The sequence below is a fragment of the Klebsiella sp. 141251 genome (genome assembly GCF_050600725.1).
GTDB lineage: Bacteria > Pseudomonadota > Gammaproteobacteria > Enterobacterales > Enterobacteriaceae > Klebsiella > Klebsiella aerogenes.
In genome coordinates this window covers 296,928-313,462 of record NZ_JAQIRG010000002.1, presented here as the reverse complement: position 1 = coordinate 313,462, position 16,535 = coordinate 296,928, and the positions used below count along the sequence as shown (strand labels likewise).

The window sequence follows — 16,535 nt, the reverse complement described above, 5'->3', positions numbered from 1 at the left end:
ACGCAAATGTTTTGCAAATTTAATGCCAGAAGGCCGCGACAGATGCCGCGGCCGGGCGGGATTATTCTTTCTGCGCCAGCGCGCCGGGGGTAAAGCGGGCGGAGGAAGCGGCCTGCCGCTCATCGCGGGCAATCCAGCGATACAGGCTGCCGCTTAGCAGCACGCCGATGAACCAGCTAAAATTGGCCACTTCATGCAGAGCGGGAATAAAGCTGATAATCAGGCCAACCGCTACCGAGGGCAGCAGCGCGGCGATGGCCTTCGGGTTAAAGCCGTTGCGGTACCAGTATTTGCCTTTCGGAGTGTCATCGAACAGATCGTTGACCGATACCTGCCCGCGTTTAATCAAATAGAAATCAACCAGCAGAATGCCGAACAACGGCCCGATAAACGCTCCCAATACATCCAGGGTGTAGTGGATAAGCTCAGGGGAGTTGAACAGGTTCCACGGGGTGAGCAGTATCGAGCCGACGGCGGCAATCATCCCGCCGGTGCGGAAACTGATTTTTTGTGGCGCGCAGTTGGAAAAATCAAATGCCGGCGAGACGAAGTTGGCGACAATATTAATGCCGATAGTGGCGGTGATCATGGTCAGCAAGCCGATGGCCACCGCCAGATCGTTACCCACATGGCTCACCGTTTCAATCGGGTCGGTGATCATCCGGCCAAATAAAGATTGCGTCCCGGAGACGATCACTACAGTCACCACCGAGAACAGCAGGAAGTTAAACGGCAGCCCCCAGCGGTTACCGCGGCGAATTTCGCCCATGCTTCTGGCATAACGGGAGAAATCGCCAAAATTGAGCAGCGGACCGGAGAAGTAAGAGACCACCAGCGCGGTGGCGGTGATCATCTGCCAGCTTTGCTCGCCGGCGGTCAGCGTCTTACTGGCGAGGGTAAAGGAGATACCGTCGAGGCCTGTCTTGTATACAATCCAGCCCGCCAGCGCCAGCATCACCACATATACCGCCGGGCCGGCGATGTCGATGAAACGCTTAATCGCGCTCATGCCGTGCCAGAACACCATCGCCTGCAACAGCCACATGGTAGCGAAACAGAGCCAGCCAAGCGATGAAAGACCCAGCAATGAGGTTTGCGTCATTGCCGCCAGCGAGGGCCAGAACTTCAGCAGCACCAGCATCAAGGCGTTCGCAGCCAGATAGGTTTGGATCCCGTACCAGGCGAAAGCAATCAGTCCGCGTATCACCGCTGGAATATTGGCGCCGAAGACGCCAAACGCCTGACGACAAATGACCGCATAGGGCACGCCGGCAATCTGGCTGGGTTTGGCCATCAGATTAGCGCAAAGCTGGACGATAACAATTCCGGCCAACAGGCAGATAAGCACCTGCCAGCTCGCCAGCCCCAGCGTAAAGAAACTCGCCGCCACTACATAGCCGCCCATGCTATGCACGTCCGACATCCAGAAAGAAAAAATGTTGTACCAGTTCCAGTTTTGCTCGCGCGTCGGCGCCAGATCCTCGTTGCAAAGACGCGGGCTGTAGCCTGATGCCGGGTCACCGGCGTTGAGCTGATGCGTGTTTTGTGTATTTGGCATGGATCCTGCTCCTCTGAAGACAAACGTTGTGCCGTTGATAGCGGAAGGCGTTGCAGGATTCAGGCCAGAATGGTTAATCTTGTATACAAAATATTTATTTTATGTATACGATTTGATATCAAAATGGAAAGTGGAGTAGACCAATGGGCAATGAAAATCCGCTGCAGGCCGCAGCCGGACTGCATGACAAGGATGAGTCTATCTACGAAGCCTTGCTGACCGCGATTGTCGAGCAACAGCTGCTCCCGGGCAGCAAATTGCCGGAAGAGGCGCTGGCGGAGGTGTTCGGCGTCAGCCGCACGGGGGTACGCAAAGCGCTGCAACGACTCGCCGCTGTGCAAATGGTGACATTAACGCCCAAACGTGGTGCACAGGTCGCCAGTCCGACGGTCGACGAGGCACGGGAAATATTCCGCACCCGCGCGCTACTGGAAGTGGCGAATCTGCCGGATGTACTGCAACGCTGCCAGCCTCCGCATCTGGCGGCGCTGGAAGCCATTATTCAGCAGGAGCAACTGGCGCATGAGGCCTACGATGGCCCGGCGGCTATCCGCCACTCCGCTAATTTTCATATTCAGTTACAGGCCATTTCCGGCAACCAGGTGCTAACGGAGATGGTCACCCGACTCAGTCAACGCTCATCGCTGGTGATTGCCGCCTGGGGCGCGCCGTGGCGGCAAGGGTGCCGCTGCGATGATCACGAGCGCCTTGTCGGCCTGCTGCGCGAAAAAGCGTTAACCGCGCTGACCGAGGCGCTCAACCATCACTTTGAACACATCGTCGCCAGTTTATGTTTTTCCCGCACGGGGGAGTCGGTTCCCGATTTCGCCCGGCTATTCGCCGGCTATAAGGAGCGGTAATGTCCACCATCTGTATACAAGTTATCAATCCTAATACCGATCCCGGTATGACGCAAACCATCGCCAAGGCGGCCCGCGCCGCGGCGTCGCCAGGAACCGATATTGTCGCGGCCTGTCCACCAGACGGCGTGCCGTCGATTGAAGGGCATTTTGACGAAGCCATCGCCGCCGTCGGTGTGCTGGAGCAGATTAAAGCCGGGCGGCGGCAGGGCGTTTCCGGGCATGTTATCGCCTGTTTTGGCGATCCGGGATTACTGGCCGCTCGTGAACTGGCCCAGGGACCGGTTATTGGTATTGCCGAGGCGGCGATGCATATGGCGACGCTGGTCGCTACCCGCTTCTCGGTGGTCACTACCTTGCCGCGCACGCTGATTATCGCTCGCCACCTGCTACATCAGTATGGATTCCATGACCATTGCGCCGGTCTGCATGCGATCGATCTACCGGTGCTGGCGCTGGAAGATGGCAGCGGCGTGGCGCAGGAAAAAGTACGCGCCCGCTGTATTCAGGCGCTAAACGAGGACGGCTGCGGCGCTATCGTGCTGGGCTGCGGCGGCATGGCGACCCTGGCGCAGCAACTGACCCGAGAACTTCAGGTACCCGTTATTGATGGCGTCAGCGCGGCGGTGAAGATGGTTGAATCTCTGGTGTCGCTCGGGCTGACAACCAGCAAGCACGGTGATTTAGCCTATCCGGAACGTAAAACGCTTAGCGGTAAATTTGCCGTGTTTAATGATTAAATGAGGGGGTGGGAGATGATACCAGCAGCAGAATCGTATCCGCGCGATTTGCGCGGCTATGCGGGAAAGCCGCCGCACGCGCAGTGGCCAAATCAGGCGCGTATCGCGGTACAGTTTGTGCTTAATTACGAAGAGGGCGCCGAGAATCACGTCCTGCACGGCGATGCGGGTTCCGAACAGTTTCTCTCCGATATCATCGGCGCTGCCAGCTACCCCGACCGCCATATGTCAATGGACTCATTGTATGAATATGGCAGCCGCGCGGGCTTCTGGCGTATCCATCATGCCTTTCAGGAGCGGGGGGTGCCGTTGACGGTGTTTGGCGTGGCAATGGCGCTGGCGCGTCATCCGGATATCGTCGCGGCGATCAAAGCGGCCAACTACGATGTGGTCAGCCACGGGTGGCGTTGGATCCACTATCAGCATATGGCGATTGAACAGGAGCGTGACCATCTGCATAAAGCGGTGCAGGTGTTGACCGACCTGTTTGGCAAACCGCCCACCGGCTGGTATACCGGTCGCGATAGCCCTAACACCCGGCAACTGGTGGTGGAACATGGCGGATTTGATTACGACAGCGACTATTATGGCGATGATTTGCCGTTCTGGACGGAAGTGCCTTGCGCCGACGGGCAGCGTAAACCGCATCTCATCGTGCCTTACACGCTCGATGCCAACGACATGCGCTTTGCCACCGCTCAGGGGTTTAATACCGCTGAACAGTTTTATACCTATCTGAAAGACAGCTTTGATGTGCTGTACGCGGAAGGCGAAACGTCGCCGAAAATGATGTCTATCGGCATGCACTGCCGGTTGCTGGGGCGCCCCGGACGTTTCCGCGCCCTCCAGCGTTTTCTTGATTACGTGCAGCAGCATGAGCGCGTGTGGATTTGTACCCGCCAGCAGATTGCCGACCACTGGCGGCAGGTGCATCCGTACCAGCCATAGCGGCAGGCCCATTGCGCCGTTGTTTTGTCGGGTGGCGGCTAACGCCTTACCCGACCTACGGTCCGTGCGGCCTGCCGTTAATTTATACTGCCGGTGTTGGTAGCCTCAAAATCCCCGGTGGCGCTGCCGCTTACCGGGGCTACAGCGCTTTGCGATTTGGTAGCCCAGAGAAGGCGCAACGCGCCGCGTCCGGGAAAACCCCTTAAAAAAGTAGCAAACCGATAACAGTATCTATGGTCCGTACCGTTGTGAGCTTAAGATCTCTATCTTGTAAATGGCTACTGAAACTGCGGTGTTGGTGGCCTCAAAATCGCTGAGACGTTCCCGGCAGGCCGGGGCAGCCCGCATGGATGCGGGCTGAGGGCCGTGATTTGCAGGGATGCTGCCTCGGCCCGACCCGAAGCCTGCCGGGATAAGTCGAAGGAACCACGAAGTGGCGATTTTGGCGGCCAGAGCCCGGGAGTACAGAGGGCGGCGGCGACTGGCCGCCCTCTGTGCGCTCCCAGCGCCACGGAAAACATATTGCGGAAAAAATTAACCGGGAGCGCAATGTGCTCAGAATTAACACAAAGCACATGTTTTTCCCAGACCAAAACCGTTGCAAATCGATAACAGTATCTACGCCGGCATGTGATCTGTAGGCCCACGTAAGTGTAGCGCCGCCGGGCAATAACCGCGGGTAAAGAACCACTTTCGCGCCGGATGGGGCTGCGCCTTATCCGGCCTACGATCCGTGCCATTGTGAGTTGGTAGCCCTGCTAAGCGCAGCGCAAGCAGGGGGCGACAACGGCATCAATGCCCCATCAAACTGACCTGCGCGGCAACGATACGCCAGCCGCAGGAAAACCGCACCCAGGTTTGCTGCTGACGGCCAATACGATCGCTGCCTTCACGGGTGAACTCGGTACTGCATACCGCATAATCCTCTCCATAGGTGGTGATCACCGTATGGCGTAACTCCCGCGCAAGTCCTGCGGCGGGGCGCGCGGCGCGGAAGGCGCGGATCTCATCAATACCATACAGATTCTCTCCGGCACCGAGGCGAACCGTGCGCGTATCGTGCCAGAACAACGCATCCAGCACTGCAATATCGTTACTCACCAGCGCCTGTTCATAGCGATAAAAGGCCGCCGTAACTTCAGCGACCACCTGCGGAAGATTGATGTCTTGCGATGCGATCATGCGGCTACCCCCACCGGACGAGAATCGGTTACTCCCATCGCCTCCAGTGCATAGGCGGCGCGCAGACAGGCCTGTTCATTAAACGGCGCGGCAATTAACTGCACCCCGACAGGCAGCCCCGTCGCGGTACGTAGCGGGACGGTTACCACCGGCAGACCGATAAAGGAGATTGGTTGAGTAAGCATGCCCATACTGGCGCGTATCGGTAAAGACTCGCCGTTGATCTCCATCGTCTGCTCGCCAATAAGCGTCGCGCTGCATGGCGTTGCCGGAGCGATGAGCACATCGGCATGGGTGAACAGCGAGGCGACTTGCTGCTGAGCGTGGCGACGGAAGCGCTGCGCCTGCAGGTACCAGGCGGAAGGGATCATCGCGCCCGCCAGCAGACGTTCGCGCGAGTGCGGTTCAAAGCGTTCCGGCTCGCGCCGTAAGGCTGGAAGGTACTGGTTTCCGCCTTCAGAAGCGCTAATGATAAACGCAGAAGCGCGCGTCAGCTCCGCTTCGGGGAAGAGATACTCTTCAGAGGCTTCGAGATAACGGGCGACGCGAGCCACCGCCGCGCGGGCATCGTCATCGCACCAGCGGCTGAAATAGCCGCCTAAAACCGCACAGCGCAGCCCCTGGAGGCCATATCGTAGATGCGGCGTGGCAGGGGCGACGCCGCGTTCGGCCTGAAACCCATCGTTGACGTCTCGCCCCTGCAGAACATCGTAAACTGTGGCTAAATCCTCTACCGTGCGGGCAAACGGACCAATATGATCGAGGCTGGGAACAAAAGGGTGGCTGCCGGCGCGCGACAGGCGGCCGAAGGTTGGCTTGAGACCAAAAATCCCGCTCAGGGATGCCGGAACGCGAATCGAACCATTGGTGTCGCTACCGAGCGAGAAATTAACCAATCCGGCGGCGACCGCCGCCGCTGAGCCGCCGGAGGATCCGCCGGCAATGCGGTTAAGATCGTGCGGGTTGCGCGTCGCGCCATAGTGGCTATTTTCCGTGGTAAAACCGTAAGCATAGGCGTCCATATTCAGCATCCCGCTGAGCAGGCCGCCTGCGCTATGGATCTGACTTACTGCCCAGCTATCGACGCGGGCAGGCGGGTTATCGCTGAACAATTGCGCGCCGGCGAGGGTGGTTTCCCCCGCGACATCAAACAGATTTTTGACCGCGTAGGGAACCCCTGCCAGCGCAGGCAGCGGCTGATTCGTTCGCCGTAGGGCATCAATAGCGTCCGCTTCGTCGAGCATCCGTTTCCCGGTGACTGTCGTCCAGGCGTTGAGCCGCGGGTTACTTTGCGCAATATCATCAAGCGTCAGGCGAGCCAGCTCTCTGGCGCTAAATTCACCGCGACTCAGCGACTGCTGAATGTCGGCAATGGTCATCTGATGTAGCTTCATGCTTTATACACTCCGGCGATTTCCAGACGCTGATCGAGCGGATAGGCCATCAGCGGTTCAGCCATATCGGCAATGCGGCGAAATTGCGCCAGCAGCTCAGCGCGGCGCGATTCATCCAGTTCAAGGGCGAGGATCTGTTCCATCTGTAGAAGCCAGTCGCGCCACTCTTTTTCGGTTTGTTTCATGCTTCTCCTCCTAATAGCCAGCGGCGGTGCCGTTACTGCGCGGGTCAGACGCGCCTTCAAACAGGCCGTCAGGATGGCGGACAATGGCCCCGGCATGTCCCATGGCCTCGCTGAAGTCGGCCAGTACCTCAACTTCATGCCCCAGTTCCCTGAGTCGGGCGAGGGTTTGCGGCGCAAAGCGACCTTCCACTTTTAGTGAGTCCGAGGTCTGTCCCCAGGTGCGCCCAAGGAGCCAGCGCGGACGAGAAATACTCTCCTGAAGCGGGACGTTCTGCAGGATATAACGGGTGAACAGCGCCGCCTGGGTTTGCGGCTGGCCGTCGCCGCCCATTGAGCCATAAACCATCACCCGCCCATCGTTCAGGCGTGCGGCGGCGGGATTAAGGGTATGGAAGGGTTGCTTGTCGGGCGCCAGCGCCAGCAAATGCGCCGGGTCGAGGCTGAACGACGCGCCGCGGTTTTGCCAGACAATACCGCTGTCCGGAAGCACCACGCCGCTGCCAAACTCATGGTAGAGACTCTGGATAAAGGAGACCGCCAGCCCGCTACTGTCCATCACGCCCATCCAGACGGTATCGCCGGGGCCTTTGCCTGCGCCCCATGGCGCGGCGCGCTGGTCGTCGATCTTCTCCGCCAGCGGTTGTAACGCCTGCGGGGACAGCAGGCTTTGAATATCCACGTCCAGATGCAGCGGGTCGGTAATATGTTTATCTCGCAGGCTAAAGGCCTGTTTTGTCGCTTCCACGATACGGTGGATAGTCTGCGCATCGTCGGCCTGTTCCATCGCCAGCCGGTCAGTGATGCCGAGAATGGCCAGCGACACCAGCCCCTGCGTCGGCGGCGCCAGGTTCCATAACTCACCGTGTTGATGCTGTAGCCGCAGTGGTTGCGGGCGGCGCGCGCGATGCTGGCGCAGATCGTCAAGCGTGATAGGCAGGCCGTAACGGGCCATGCCGGCCGCCAGTTGTTCCGCCAGCGAGCCGCGATAGAAACTATCGAGCCCTTCCGCAACCAGCCGTTTTAGCGTGGAAGCCAGCGCAGGCTGACAAAAGCGGCTGCCGCTTTCAGGAGGGCGGCCATTGACCAGAAAGGTCTCAGCGAAGCCCGGCTGGCGCTGAAGTTCATCTAACTTTCCAGCGGTGGCGCTGGCTTGTGACGCGGTCACCGGAATACCGTTATCGGCATAGCCAATCGCGTCCTGTAACAGGCGCGAAAGCGGTAGTGATTTACCGGTCAGGGATTGTGAAACTTTCAGCGCCTCATCCCAGCCGCTGACGGTGCCGGCGACGGTCAGAGCGGATTGCGGGCCACGATGCGGGATGTGCGTTAGCCCGGCATAGGCTTCCGGCGTCGCCAGTGAACCGGCGGCGCCGCTGGCGTCAATGGCGATCGGATCGCCCTGCGGCGGCACGATCAGCCAGAACCCATCGCCGCCTAAACCATTCATATGCGGATAGACCACCGCGATGGTTGCGGCGGCGGCGACCATCGCTTCTATTGCGCTTCCGCCTTCGCGCAGCACGGACAGCGCGCTTTGGCTAGCCAGATGATGGGGGGCGACCGCCATCCCCTGGGTCGAGAAATGACTCTGCATAAATTATCCTCGTAACGAATCGTGCAGCCACTGCTGCAAACGCTGTCCGTGCAAAAGCTGTTCCACTTTGAAAAGAAAGTTTCAATGATGCGGCGGCCGTTTGTCTTTTCTCATTGTGGCATGCATTGTGAAGGGGGTTAGCGGTATAGTTCAGTGAAACAAAAGTTACAGAGGCGCTATGGAACAACTCGATGAACGGCTGAAGGCGCAATATGCGTCGTTGTCACCCCAGGAGCAGCGGGTGGCGGATTTCATTGTCGACCACTTTGATGACCTGATTAGCTACAACAGCGCCGAGCTGGCCCAGCTGAGCGGGGTATCTAAAGCGACGGTAAGCCGCCTGTTTAAACGGCTGGGGTATGAAAAGTATCGCGATATGCGCGATGAACTGCGCACGTTACGCCAGAGCGGGATGCCGTTGACCGATCATCGCGAGGCGGTGCAGGGTAATACCTTGCTGGCGCGGCATTATAAGCAGGAGATGGCAAACCTGACGCAGTGGGTAAACGCGCTGGATGCCCGGCAGTTTGCCGAAGCCATTAACGCACTGGTGAATGCCAGGCGCGTCGTCATTATTGGGATGCGTAACTCCTGGCCGCTGGCGTTGCATCTACGTCAGCAGTTACTGCAGGCGCGCGGGCAAGTGGTGGTGCTGCCGCAACCGGGGCAAAGCCTAAGTGAAGAACTGGTCGATTTAAGCGCGGAAGATATGGTGGTGGTGATGGCGTTTCGCCGTCGGCCGCGAATTATTCGCCCATTGATGCAGCAACTGCAACAGCGGGTAGTTCCGCAGCTGCTAATCTGTGAGCCGCAGGCGCATAGCCTGTTTCCTCTGGCGCGCTGGCGGCTCTGCGCCCCGCTGGACAGCGTGTCGGCTTTCGACAGCTACGCGTCGGCCAATAGTCTTATCAACCTGCTGGCCAACGCCTTGCTACATGAAATTCTCGATAGCGGTCGCCCGCGCATTCATGACATCGCTACGTTATACCAGCAACTGGATGAGCTTGAACAACGATAATGGGGAGTCATGCTGGTGCTTTGCACCTTTTTGGTGCCAAAATGCGGTAAGAAGAAATCCAATTCTTCTTACCGCTATGGTTAATATTCCCGTCATTTCCCGCTAAAAGCCGATTGGCCGGCGCAAATTTGTTTTGTCCGTATCTGGCACATTAGTTGCAGAAGTTTATTTAAAGAATCTTTTGTTTCATACTAACGTAACGGGGAATGATGATGAAAAAACTGCTGATCGCGCTGACCGGGGCCGCTTGTCTGTTAACACAAATCACCGCCGCACGCGCGGACCAACTCCAGGATATTGAAAAACGCGGGGTGATCCGCGTCGCCGTTCCCCAGGATTTCCCGCCGTTTGGTTCCGTCGGCACCGATCTCCAGCCACAGGGGTATGACATCGATATGGCCCGCTATCTGGCAAAGCAGATGAAGCTAAAACTGCAACTGGTTCCGGTGAGCAGCGCCAACCGGGTGCCGTATCTGCAGACCGATAAAGTGGATCTGGTGATTTCAAGCCTGGGTAAGAACGCCGAGCGGGAAAAGGTCATTGATTTCAGCCAACCCTACGCGCCGTTTTTCCTTGGCGTCTTCGGCCCGCAGGGCAGTACCTTGAAAGACGCGGCCGAACTGAGCGGTAAGAGTATCGGCGTGACCCGCGGCGCGGTGGAAGATATGGTGCTGACCAGCATTGCGCCGAAAGCGACGCAGATTAAGCGTTACGAAGATAACAACACCACGCTGTCGGCCTGGCTTTCTGGTCAGGTGCAATACGTAGCGACGGGTAACCTGGTGGTGGCGGCTATCTCGCGGCAAAACCCGGCGAAAGCCCCGGTCGCCAGCTTTATGCTTAAGGATTCACCGTGCGTGATTGGCCTGAAAAAGAATGAACCGGCGCTGAAGGAAAAGGTGAATGCCTTAATCGCGCAGGGCATTAAGGACGGCACCCTCAATACGTTGTCACAGCAGTGGCTGAAAGCGCCGTTGCCCAGCGACTTTGCCGCTTAAGGTACGGCGATGACGGAGCAATTACATTTTTCCGCGCTCTGGCCTTATTGGCCGGAGCTCGTGGCGGGACTCTGGGTCACTATCCAACTCACTGTACTCGCCACACTCGGCGGCCTGGCCATCGGGATCGTCGGCGCGGCTCTGCGTAGCGGGCGGGCAAGCTGGCTGAGTCGGATATGGGGGGCTTACGTTGAGGTTATCCGCAATACGCCGTTCGTGGTTCAACTGTTCTTTATTGTCTTCGGCCTGCCGAATCTGGGGTTGAAGATGACGGCGGGCGAAGCGGCGCTACTGGCGATGATCGTCAACCTGGGCGCCTACAGTACGGAGATTGTCCGCGCCGGGATCCAGGTGACGCCAAAAGGGCAGTGGGAGGCCGGCCGGGTACTGGGGCTCAGCCGGAGTCAGACCTTTATTCAGGTGGTGTTGCCGCCGGCGTTGCAGCGTATTTATCCGGCGCTGGTGAGCCAGTGCATTATCGTGATGATCGGATCGTCGGTGGTATCGCAGGTCTCTTATGAAGAGCTGACCTTTGCCGCCAACTTAATTCAATCGCGAACGTTTTTGAGCTTCGAGGTGTATCTGGTGACAACGTGTCTCTATTTAGCGTTATCGATAGCGATGCGCCAACTGCTAATGGCGGCTGGACGTAAATGGCTGAGGGTGCAGGCATGATGACAACCTTTACCGACTGGGACATCGTACGCAATCTGCTGCTGGCCGGACGCTGGACCGTGCTGCTGTCATTGACGGCTTTTATTGGCGGCGCGCTGGTGACATTACCGCTGTTGCTGCTGCGCCTGCGGGGTAAATTGTGGGTGCAGCGCCTCATTCGCGGCTATATCGAGCTATTTCAGGGGACGCCATTGCTGATGCAGCTGTTTCTCGCCTTTTTCGGCGTGGCGTTATTCGGGATCGATGTGTCGCCGTGGACCGCCGCCGCGCTGGCGCTGACCCTCTATACCAGCGCCTTTTTGCTGGATATCTGGTACGGCAGTATCCGGGCCTTGCCGAAAGGACAGTGGGAGGCATCGCGTTGCCTGGGATTAAATTTCACCCAGACGTTATGTCGCGTAGTGGCGCCACAGGCGGTGCGGATTGCCATCGCTCCCACCGTGGGTTTCGCCGTGCAGGTGATAAAAGGCACCGCGCTGGCGTCGATTATCGGTTTCGTCGAGCTCACCAAGGCTGGCACCATGCTCACCAATGTGACGTATCAGCCGTTTAAGGTTTTCGCGCTGGTCGCGCTGAGCTACTTCATCTTGTGTTATCCGCTGTCCCGTTACAGCCGCTATCTGGAGAATAAATTCAATGCCGCTCATCACCATTAATCAGGTGCAGAAATTCTACGGCGATAATCACGTGCTGAAGGGGGTCGATCTCGATATCAATATGGGCGAAGTGATTTCCATCATCGGCCGAAGCGGCTCGGGGAAAAGCACCTTATTGCGCTGCATTAACGGGCTGGAGGGGTACCAGGAAGGCAGCATTAAGCTCGGCGGCATGACCATTACCGATCGTGACTCGCAGGCGCGGGAGATTAGCCGCTCCGTTGGCATGGTATTCCAGAACTTCAATTTATTTCCGCATATGACGGCGCTGGAAAATGTGATGCTGGCGCCGCGGCGGGTATTGAAAAAAAAGCCTGCCGAGTGCCGCGAACTGGCGCAGCAAATGCTGGGAAAAGTCGGGCTTGGCGATCGGCTGGATTTCTATCCCTCCAGCCTCTCCGGCGGGCAACAGCAGCGGGTAGCTATCGCCCGCGCGCTGGCGATGTCGCCAAAAGTTTTACTCTGTGACGAAATCACCTCCGCGCTGGATCCGGAACTGGTGGGAGAGGTGCTTAAAGTGCTGGAACAGCTGGCCGCGGAAGGAATGACGCTGATTCTGGTTACCCATGAAATGAATTTTGCCCGTGAAGTCGGCGACCGGGTGGTGTTTATGCACCAGGGGCGAGTCTGGGAGCAGGGCGACAGCAAAACGCTGTTTAGCCAGCCACAAACCAATGAACTCAAACAATTTATCTCCTCCGTGCGCGGACTGAATTAATAAAGGAATCTACGATGGATATCGCTCAATTTTCACAAATCAATCCTCCGCATCGTCTGCTGATGGGGCCGGGGCCGATCAACGCCGACCCGCGCGTCCTGCGCGCGATGTCCAGCCAGCTTATCGGCCAATACGATCCGGCTATGACGCACTATATGAACGAAGTCATGGCGTTATACCGCGGGGTATTCCGCACCAGCAACCGCTGGACCATGCTGGTGGATGGCACGTCACGGGCGGGGATTGAAGCCATTTTGATCTCCGCGATCCGCCCCGGCGACAAAGTGCTGGTGCCGGTATTTGGCCGCTTTGGCCATCTGTTATGTGAAATTGCCCGCCGCTGCCGGGCGGAAGTGCATACCATTGAGGTGCCGTGGGGTGAAGTGTTCTCTCCCGAGCAGATTGAAGATGCGATCAAACGGGTGCGTCCACGTATGCTGCTGACGGTACAGGGAGATACCTCGACCACCATGTTGCAGCCGCTGGCGGAGCTGGGCGAGATCTGCCGTCGTTATGATGTGCTGTTTTATACCGACGCCACCGCCTCATTGGGCGGCAATGCGCTGGAGACCGATGCCTGGGGACTGGATGCGGTATCGGCGGGGATGCAAAAGTGTCTCGGCGGCCCCTCCGGCACCTCGCCCATTACCCTGAGCCCGCGGATGGAAGAGGCTATCCGTCGACGTAAATGCGTTGAGCAGGGGATCCGTACGGCCGAACACCTTGATGGCGTCGATGAGATGGTTTACTCCAACTATTTCGATCTCGGAATGGTGATGGATTATTGGGGGCCAGAACGCCTTAACCACCATACGGAAGCGACATCCGCGCTGTTCGCCGCCCGCGAATGCGCACGTCTGATTCTTGAGGAAGGGCTCGATAACGGCATTGCCCGCCACAAACTGCACGGCGACGCGCTGGTGAAAGGTATTCAGGCGATGGGTCTGGAAATCTTTGGCGACCTGCAACACAAAATGAATAACGTATTGGGCGTGATCATCCCGCAGGGCATTAGTGGCGACCAGGTACGCCAACTGATGCTGCAAGATTTCGCCATTGAGATTGGCACCTCATTCGGCCCGCTGCACGGCAAAGTGTGGCGTATAGGCACAATGGGTTACAACGCGCGTAAAGATTGCGTCATGACTACCCTCAGCGCGCTGGAATCAGTACTCAATTACCTGAAATTCCCCACCACGCAAGGGGCAGCCATGCAGGCGGCGTGGGATCATTATCGCAGCGAGAAGCCGCTATGAACCTGGCCGCAGCGCGAGTGATGGCGCGGGCTGAGAGATTGGCGGCGATAAGCGAAACGCCGGAAGGCCTGACGCGGGTTTACCTTTCGCCACAGCATCTTGAAGCTAATCAGCAGGTTGGCCACTGGATGCGCCAGGCAGGTATGCTCGTCTGGCAGGACAGCGTCGGTAATATTTGCGGGCGCTATGAAGGCCGTGAAGAAGGGGCACCGGCGATTTTGCTTGGATCGCATCTCGATACGGTACGCAACGCCGGGCGATATGATGGCATGTTGGGGGTGTTAGCCGCCATCGAAGTGGTACAAAGCCTGCATAATCAGGAACGCCGACTGGCGCAGGCCATCGAAATCGTCGGTTTCTGCGATGAAGAAGGGACGCGCTTTGGTATCACGCTATTGGGCAGCAAGGGTCTGACGGGAAGCTGGCCACATGCCTGGCTGGACCAGCATGATGCCGATGGCATTAGCCTGGCGCAGGCGATGGTCAACGCCGGATTGGATCCATCACGCGTCCATTCAGCCTCGCGCCCGGCGGAAGATTTTTCCGCCTATCTGGAGCTGCATATCGAGCAGGGTCCGCGACTGGAACAGGCCGGTTCGGCACTCGGTGTGGTCGAGGCGATCAACGGCGCGCGGCGCCTCAATTGCTGTTTTACCGGCGAGGCGGGTCATGCCGGCACGGTGCCGATGGACCAGCGCCGCGACGCGCTTGCCGCCGCCGCGGAGTGGATGCTGTGTATTGAGAGCACTACGCGCCAGCAGGGAGGCAATCTGGTCGCTACCGTCGGGACATTGCGCTGCTCGCCGGCGGCGGTCAACGTCATTCCCGGCGAAGTCGCGTTGACTCTTGATATCCGCGGTCCGCAGGATCAACCGCTGGATGCATTACTGGATTCATTGCTGGCGTCTGCCGCAGAGATTGCCGGGCGTCGCGGCCTGCAGTTTGCCGCTGAGGAGTTCTATCGCATTGCGGCAACCACCTGCGATCCGCGATTACAGGGGGTGATTGCCGAAGCGGTATGCGAGGTACAGGGCGCGGCGTTGACGCTGCCAAGCGGCGCCGGACATGATGCGATTGCTGTCGCGGAGCGCTGGCCGGTGGGGATGCTGTTTGTGCGCTGTAAAGGGGGAATTAGTCACCATCCGGCGGAATCGGTCAGCGAAGCCGATGTCGAACTGGCGATTGATGCCTTCAGCCGGGCGGTGATAAAACTTGCCGGGTAAAGCAATAACGGGCGCATCCTCTTGTCGGGGATGCGCCGCCGACTTATCCCGCTCCCGCAGGAAAAGCTATTTTCCGCAGTCGGCTGGCGCTAACGGCCACCGACAACGCCGAGGCCGCGGCGGCGATCCACAGCGCAATATGAACGGCGCTTTCGTCTTTTGCCAACAGTACGCCCATCACGGCGGCGCCCAGACACTGCCCGAACGTGCGCATGATGGATAATACGCCCGAGGCATAGCTCGCCTGTCCGCGACTCACGTTTGACAGCATTTCACGGTTATTCGGGCTCTGGAAGCAGCCAAAGCCAATACCGCATACCAGGCTCCGCAGGCAGATATCCCAAGCGGTGGGCGTAGCGGGCAGCATCGCCAGCAGGATTAAACCCGCGACAAAAATCATCAATCCCAGCGTCGAGATGAGCGGAGCAGAGATTGAGTCCGCCCAGCGGCCGGCGTGCGGCGCGATCAGCACTATCCCTAATGGCCACGGAGTAAACAGCAGCGCCGAGAGCATCGGACTATAGCCATACCCGTTCTGGAACAGGAACGGCAGCGCAATAAAAGTGATCCCCTGGCTTACGAAGGCGATCAGCGACGTAAAGGCCGAAAGGGTAAAACGTTCATTCTTAAACATCGCAGGCGGCAGCAGCGGGTTGTCCGTACGCCGGATACGCCAGATAAAGGCGGTACCGCTTATCGCCGCGAGCAATGTCCAGTACAGACTATCGATATGCTGCGAAGCGCTCTGCAAGCTATTCGCCGCCATGATCGTTGAACCCAATAGCAGCGCCGACAATATCGCTCCGGGCGTATCAAAAGCGGCTTGCCCGCCAACTGCCGGCCGCGGTAGCGCTCTGACCGCCAGCAGTAAGGCGACGGTGCCGGGGATCACGTTTATTGCAAACAGCCATTGCCAGCTCAAGGTATGCAGGATCGTGCCGCCCAGCACCGGCCCGATGACGGAGCTTGAAGCGATGAGCAGGGCGTGTATCCCGAGAATACGCCCCAGCAGTCGTCCGGGAAAAACGGAGCGCAATATGGCGGGCGCGATACTAAGCGTTGCCGCGCCGCCGATCCCTTGCAGCACCCGCATGCTGATGAGCAGCTCAGGCGTCGTCGCCAGCGCGCAACCTGCTGATGCCAGAATAAATGTCGTCAGTCCGGCCAGAAACACCGGGCGGTAGCCGAAACGCGCCGCCAGCGCGGCGAATATCGCCAGCGTCATCGCCGCCGCCAGCAGATACCCGTTGGCGAACCAGACGGCGGTACTGGATGATGCCTGCAGTTCCTGCGCCATCGACGGCAGGGCAATGTTTACCATGGTGCCATCAAAGACACCCATTAACGTGGTGGTCATTACCGCGGCCATGACCCGCGCTCGCGCCGGGCCTGGCAGCCCGTCATCGCCAGGTTGGCTGGAAAAAAGTGTCATCGTGTTGTCTCCTGCAGAGGATATCTGGATGACGAAACTATAAAGATGGCTTTTACCGGGCGGAAGGCGCACCATTTACACTCTATAGTTGCATGAAA

The 16,535-nt window shown here is 58.4% G+C and carries 16 protein-coding genes; 10 read left to right on the top strand and 6 right to left on the bottom strand.

Features of this window, described 5'->3' with window-relative positions:
* Positions 1-61: 61 nt before the first annotated feature.
* Positions 62-1,558, bottom strand: a complete 1,497-nt coding sequence (locus tag PGR09_RS06075; protein WP_430915913.1) for an NCS1 family nucleobase:cation symporter-1 — start codon at positions 1,556-1,558, stop codon at positions 62-64.
* Positions 1,559-1,701: 143 nt separating this feature from the next.
* On the opposite strand from PGR09_RS06075, the gene PGR09_RS06070 reads away from it, so the two are divergent.
* From PGR09_RS06070 to puuE, 3 genes are read left to right on the top strand one after another with little or no spacing between them, the layout of a single operon-like run.
* Positions 1,702-2,418 (top strand): GntR family transcriptional regulator, encoded by a 717-nt coding sequence (locus tag PGR09_RS06070; RefSeq protein ID WP_015705421.1) that lies wholly within the window; start codon positions 1,702-1,704, stop codon positions 2,416-2,418.
* Complete coding sequence (hpxA, locus tag PGR09_RS06065; protein WP_430915912.1) at positions 2,418-3,158, top strand: allantoin racemase; 741 nt, start codon at positions 2,418-2,420, stop codon at positions 3,156-3,158. The genes PGR09_RS06070 and hpxA overlap by 1 nt, the downstream gene beginning before the upstream one ends.
* A gap of 15 nt (positions 3,159-3,173) precedes the next feature.
* A complete protein-coding gene (puuE, locus tag PGR09_RS06060; protein ID WP_396279690.1) occupies positions 3,174-4,106 on the top strand; it encodes an allantoinase PuuE in 933 nt (310 codons plus the stop codon).
* A gap of 792 nt (positions 4,107-4,898) precedes the next feature.
* Here puuE and hpxZ read toward each other — a convergent pair.
* From hpxZ to hpxW, 4 genes are read right to left on the bottom strand one after another with little or no spacing between them, the layout of a single operon-like run.
* A complete protein-coding gene (gene hpxZ / locus PGR09_RS06055; RefSeq protein ID WP_045394369.1) occupies positions 4,899-5,288 on the bottom strand; it encodes an oxalurate catabolism protein HpxZ in 390 nt (129 codons plus the stop codon).
* Positions 5,285-6,682 carry an AtzE family amidohydrolase gene (locus tag PGR09_RS06050; RefSeq protein ID WP_430915911.1) on the bottom strand — a complete coding sequence of 466 codons (1,398 nt, stop codon included), beginning with the start codon at positions 6,680-6,682 and terminating at the stop codon, positions 5,285-5,287. Before PGR09_RS06050 ends, hpxZ begins: the two co-directional genes overlap by 4 nt.
* Positions 6,679-6,867, bottom strand: a complete 189-nt coding sequence (hpxX, locus tag PGR09_RS06045; protein WP_015366605.1) for an oxalurate catabolism protein HpxX — start codon at positions 6,865-6,867, stop codon at positions 6,679-6,681. Before hpxX ends, PGR09_RS06050 begins: the two co-directional genes overlap by 4 nt.
* 10 nt (positions 6,868-6,877) lie before the next feature.
* Positions 6,878-8,461 carry an oxamate amidohydrolase gene (hpxW, locus tag PGR09_RS06040; protein WP_430915910.1) on the bottom strand — a complete coding sequence of 528 codons (1,584 nt, stop codon included), beginning with the start codon at positions 8,459-8,461 and terminating at the stop codon, positions 6,878-6,880.
* Positions 8,462-8,639: 178 nt separating this feature from the next.
* On the opposite strand from hpxW, the gene hpxU reads away from it, so the two are divergent.
* The 7 genes from hpxU to hpxK all read left to right on the top strand — a co-directional run bounded on the left by hpxU (position 8,640) and on the right by hpxK (position 15,005).
* Positions 8,640-9,479, top strand: a complete 840-nt coding sequence (gene hpxU, locus PGR09_RS06035; protein WP_430915909.1) for a MurR/RpiR family transcriptional regulator HpxU — start codon at positions 8,640-8,642, stop codon at positions 9,477-9,479.
* Between the two features lie 212 nt (positions 9,480-9,691).
* Positions 9,692-10,477, top strand: a complete 786-nt coding sequence (locus PGR09_RS06030) for a transporter substrate-binding domain-containing protein (RefSeq protein WP_430915908.1) — start codon at positions 9,692-9,694, stop codon at positions 10,475-10,477.
* A 9-nt stretch (positions 10,478-10,486) separates the two neighbouring features.
* Entirely contained in the window at positions 10,487-11,152 is a 666-nt protein-coding gene (locus PGR09_RS06025; protein ID WP_430915907.1) for an amino acid ABC transporter permease, read from the top strand.
* Positions 11,152-11,808 (top strand): amino acid ABC transporter permease, encoded by a 657-nt coding sequence (locus PGR09_RS06020; protein WP_430916009.1) that lies wholly within the window; start codon positions 11,152-11,154, stop codon positions 11,806-11,808. The genes PGR09_RS06025 and PGR09_RS06020 overlap by 1 nt, the downstream gene beginning before the upstream one ends.
* Positions 11,789-12,526, top strand: coding sequence for an amino acid ABC transporter ATP-binding protein (locus PGR09_RS06015; RefSeq protein WP_045394384.1), 738 nt, complete (start codon positions 11,789-11,791; stop codon positions 12,524-12,526). Before PGR09_RS06020 ends, PGR09_RS06015 begins: the two co-directional genes overlap by 20 nt.
* A gap of 14 nt (positions 12,527-12,540) precedes the next feature.
* On the top strand, positions 12,541-13,782 hold the full coding sequence (locus PGR09_RS06010) for a pyridoxal-phosphate-dependent aminotransferase family protein (protein WP_047079183.1): 1,242 nt from the start codon (positions 12,541-12,543) through the stop codon (positions 13,780-13,782).
* Positions 13,779-15,005 (top strand): allantoate amidohydrolase, encoded by a 1,227-nt coding sequence (hpxK, locus tag PGR09_RS06005; RefSeq protein ID WP_213797232.1) that lies wholly within the window; start codon positions 13,779-13,781, stop codon positions 15,003-15,005. Before PGR09_RS06010 ends, hpxK begins: the two co-directional genes overlap by 4 nt.
* A 43-nt stretch (positions 15,006-15,048) precedes the next feature.
* Here the strand turns inward: hpxK and PGR09_RS06000 are convergent, their stop codons facing one another.
* Complete coding sequence (locus PGR09_RS06000) at positions 15,049-16,437, bottom strand: MFS transporter (protein ID WP_430915906.1); 1,389 nt, start codon at positions 16,435-16,437, stop codon at positions 15,049-15,051.
* Positions 16,438-16,535 lie beyond the last annotated feature (98 nt).

Bases quoted from the DNA above. Each gene is read 5' to 3' on its own strand.
- PGR09_RS06075 (WP_430915913.1), bottom strand. From the start codon at position 1,558: ATGCCAAATACACAAAACACGCATCAGCTCAACGCCGGTGACCCGGCA.
- PGR09_RS06070 (WP_015705421.1), top strand. From the start codon at position 1,702: ATGGGCAATGAAAATCCGCTGCAGGCCGCAGCCGGACTGCATGACAAG.
- hpxA (WP_430915912.1), top strand. From the start codon at position 2,418: ATGTCCACCATCTGTATACAAGTTATCAATCCTAATACCGATCCCGGT.
- puuE (WP_396279690.1), top strand. From the start codon at position 3,174: ATGATACCAGCAGCAGAATCGTATCCGCGCGATTTGCGCGGCTATGCG.
- hpxZ (WP_045394369.1), bottom strand. From the start codon at position 5,288: ATGATCGCATCGCAAGACATCAATCTTCCGCAGGTGGTCGCTGAAGTT.
- PGR09_RS06050 (WP_430915911.1), bottom strand. From the start codon at position 6,682: ATGAAGCTACATCAGATGACCATTGCCGACATTCAGCAGTCGCTGAGT.
- hpxX (WP_015366605.1), bottom strand. From the start codon at position 6,867: ATGAAACAAACCGAAAAAGAGTGGCGCGACTGGCTTCTACAGATGGAA.
- hpxW (WP_430915910.1), bottom strand. From the start codon at position 8,461: ATGCAGAGTCATTTCTCGACCCAGGGGATGGCGGTCGCCCCCCATCAT.
- hpxU (WP_430915909.1), top strand. From the start codon at position 8,640: ATGGAACAACTCGATGAACGGCTGAAGGCGCAATATGCGTCGTTGTCA.
- PGR09_RS06030 (WP_430915908.1), top strand. From the start codon at position 9,692: ATGAAAAAACTGCTGATCGCGCTGACCGGGGCCGCTTGTCTGTTAACA.
- PGR09_RS06025 (WP_430915907.1), top strand. From the start codon at position 10,487: ATGACGGAGCAATTACATTTTTCCGCGCTCTGGCCTTATTGGCCGGAG.
- PGR09_RS06020 (WP_430916009.1), top strand. From the start codon at position 11,152: ATGACAACCTTTACCGACTGGGACATCGTACGCAATCTGCTGCTGGCC.
- PGR09_RS06015 (WP_045394384.1), top strand. From the start codon at position 11,789: ATGCCGCTCATCACCATTAATCAGGTGCAGAAATTCTACGGCGATAAT.
- PGR09_RS06010 (WP_047079183.1), top strand. From the start codon at position 12,541: ATGGATATCGCTCAATTTTCACAAATCAATCCTCCGCATCGTCTGCTG.
- hpxK (WP_213797232.1), top strand. From the start codon at position 13,779: ATGAACCTGGCCGCAGCGCGAGTGATGGCGCGGGCTGAGAGATTGGCG.
- PGR09_RS06000 (WP_430915906.1), bottom strand. From the start codon at position 16,437: ATGACACTTTTTTCCAGCCAACCTGGCGATGACGGGCTGCCAGGCCCG.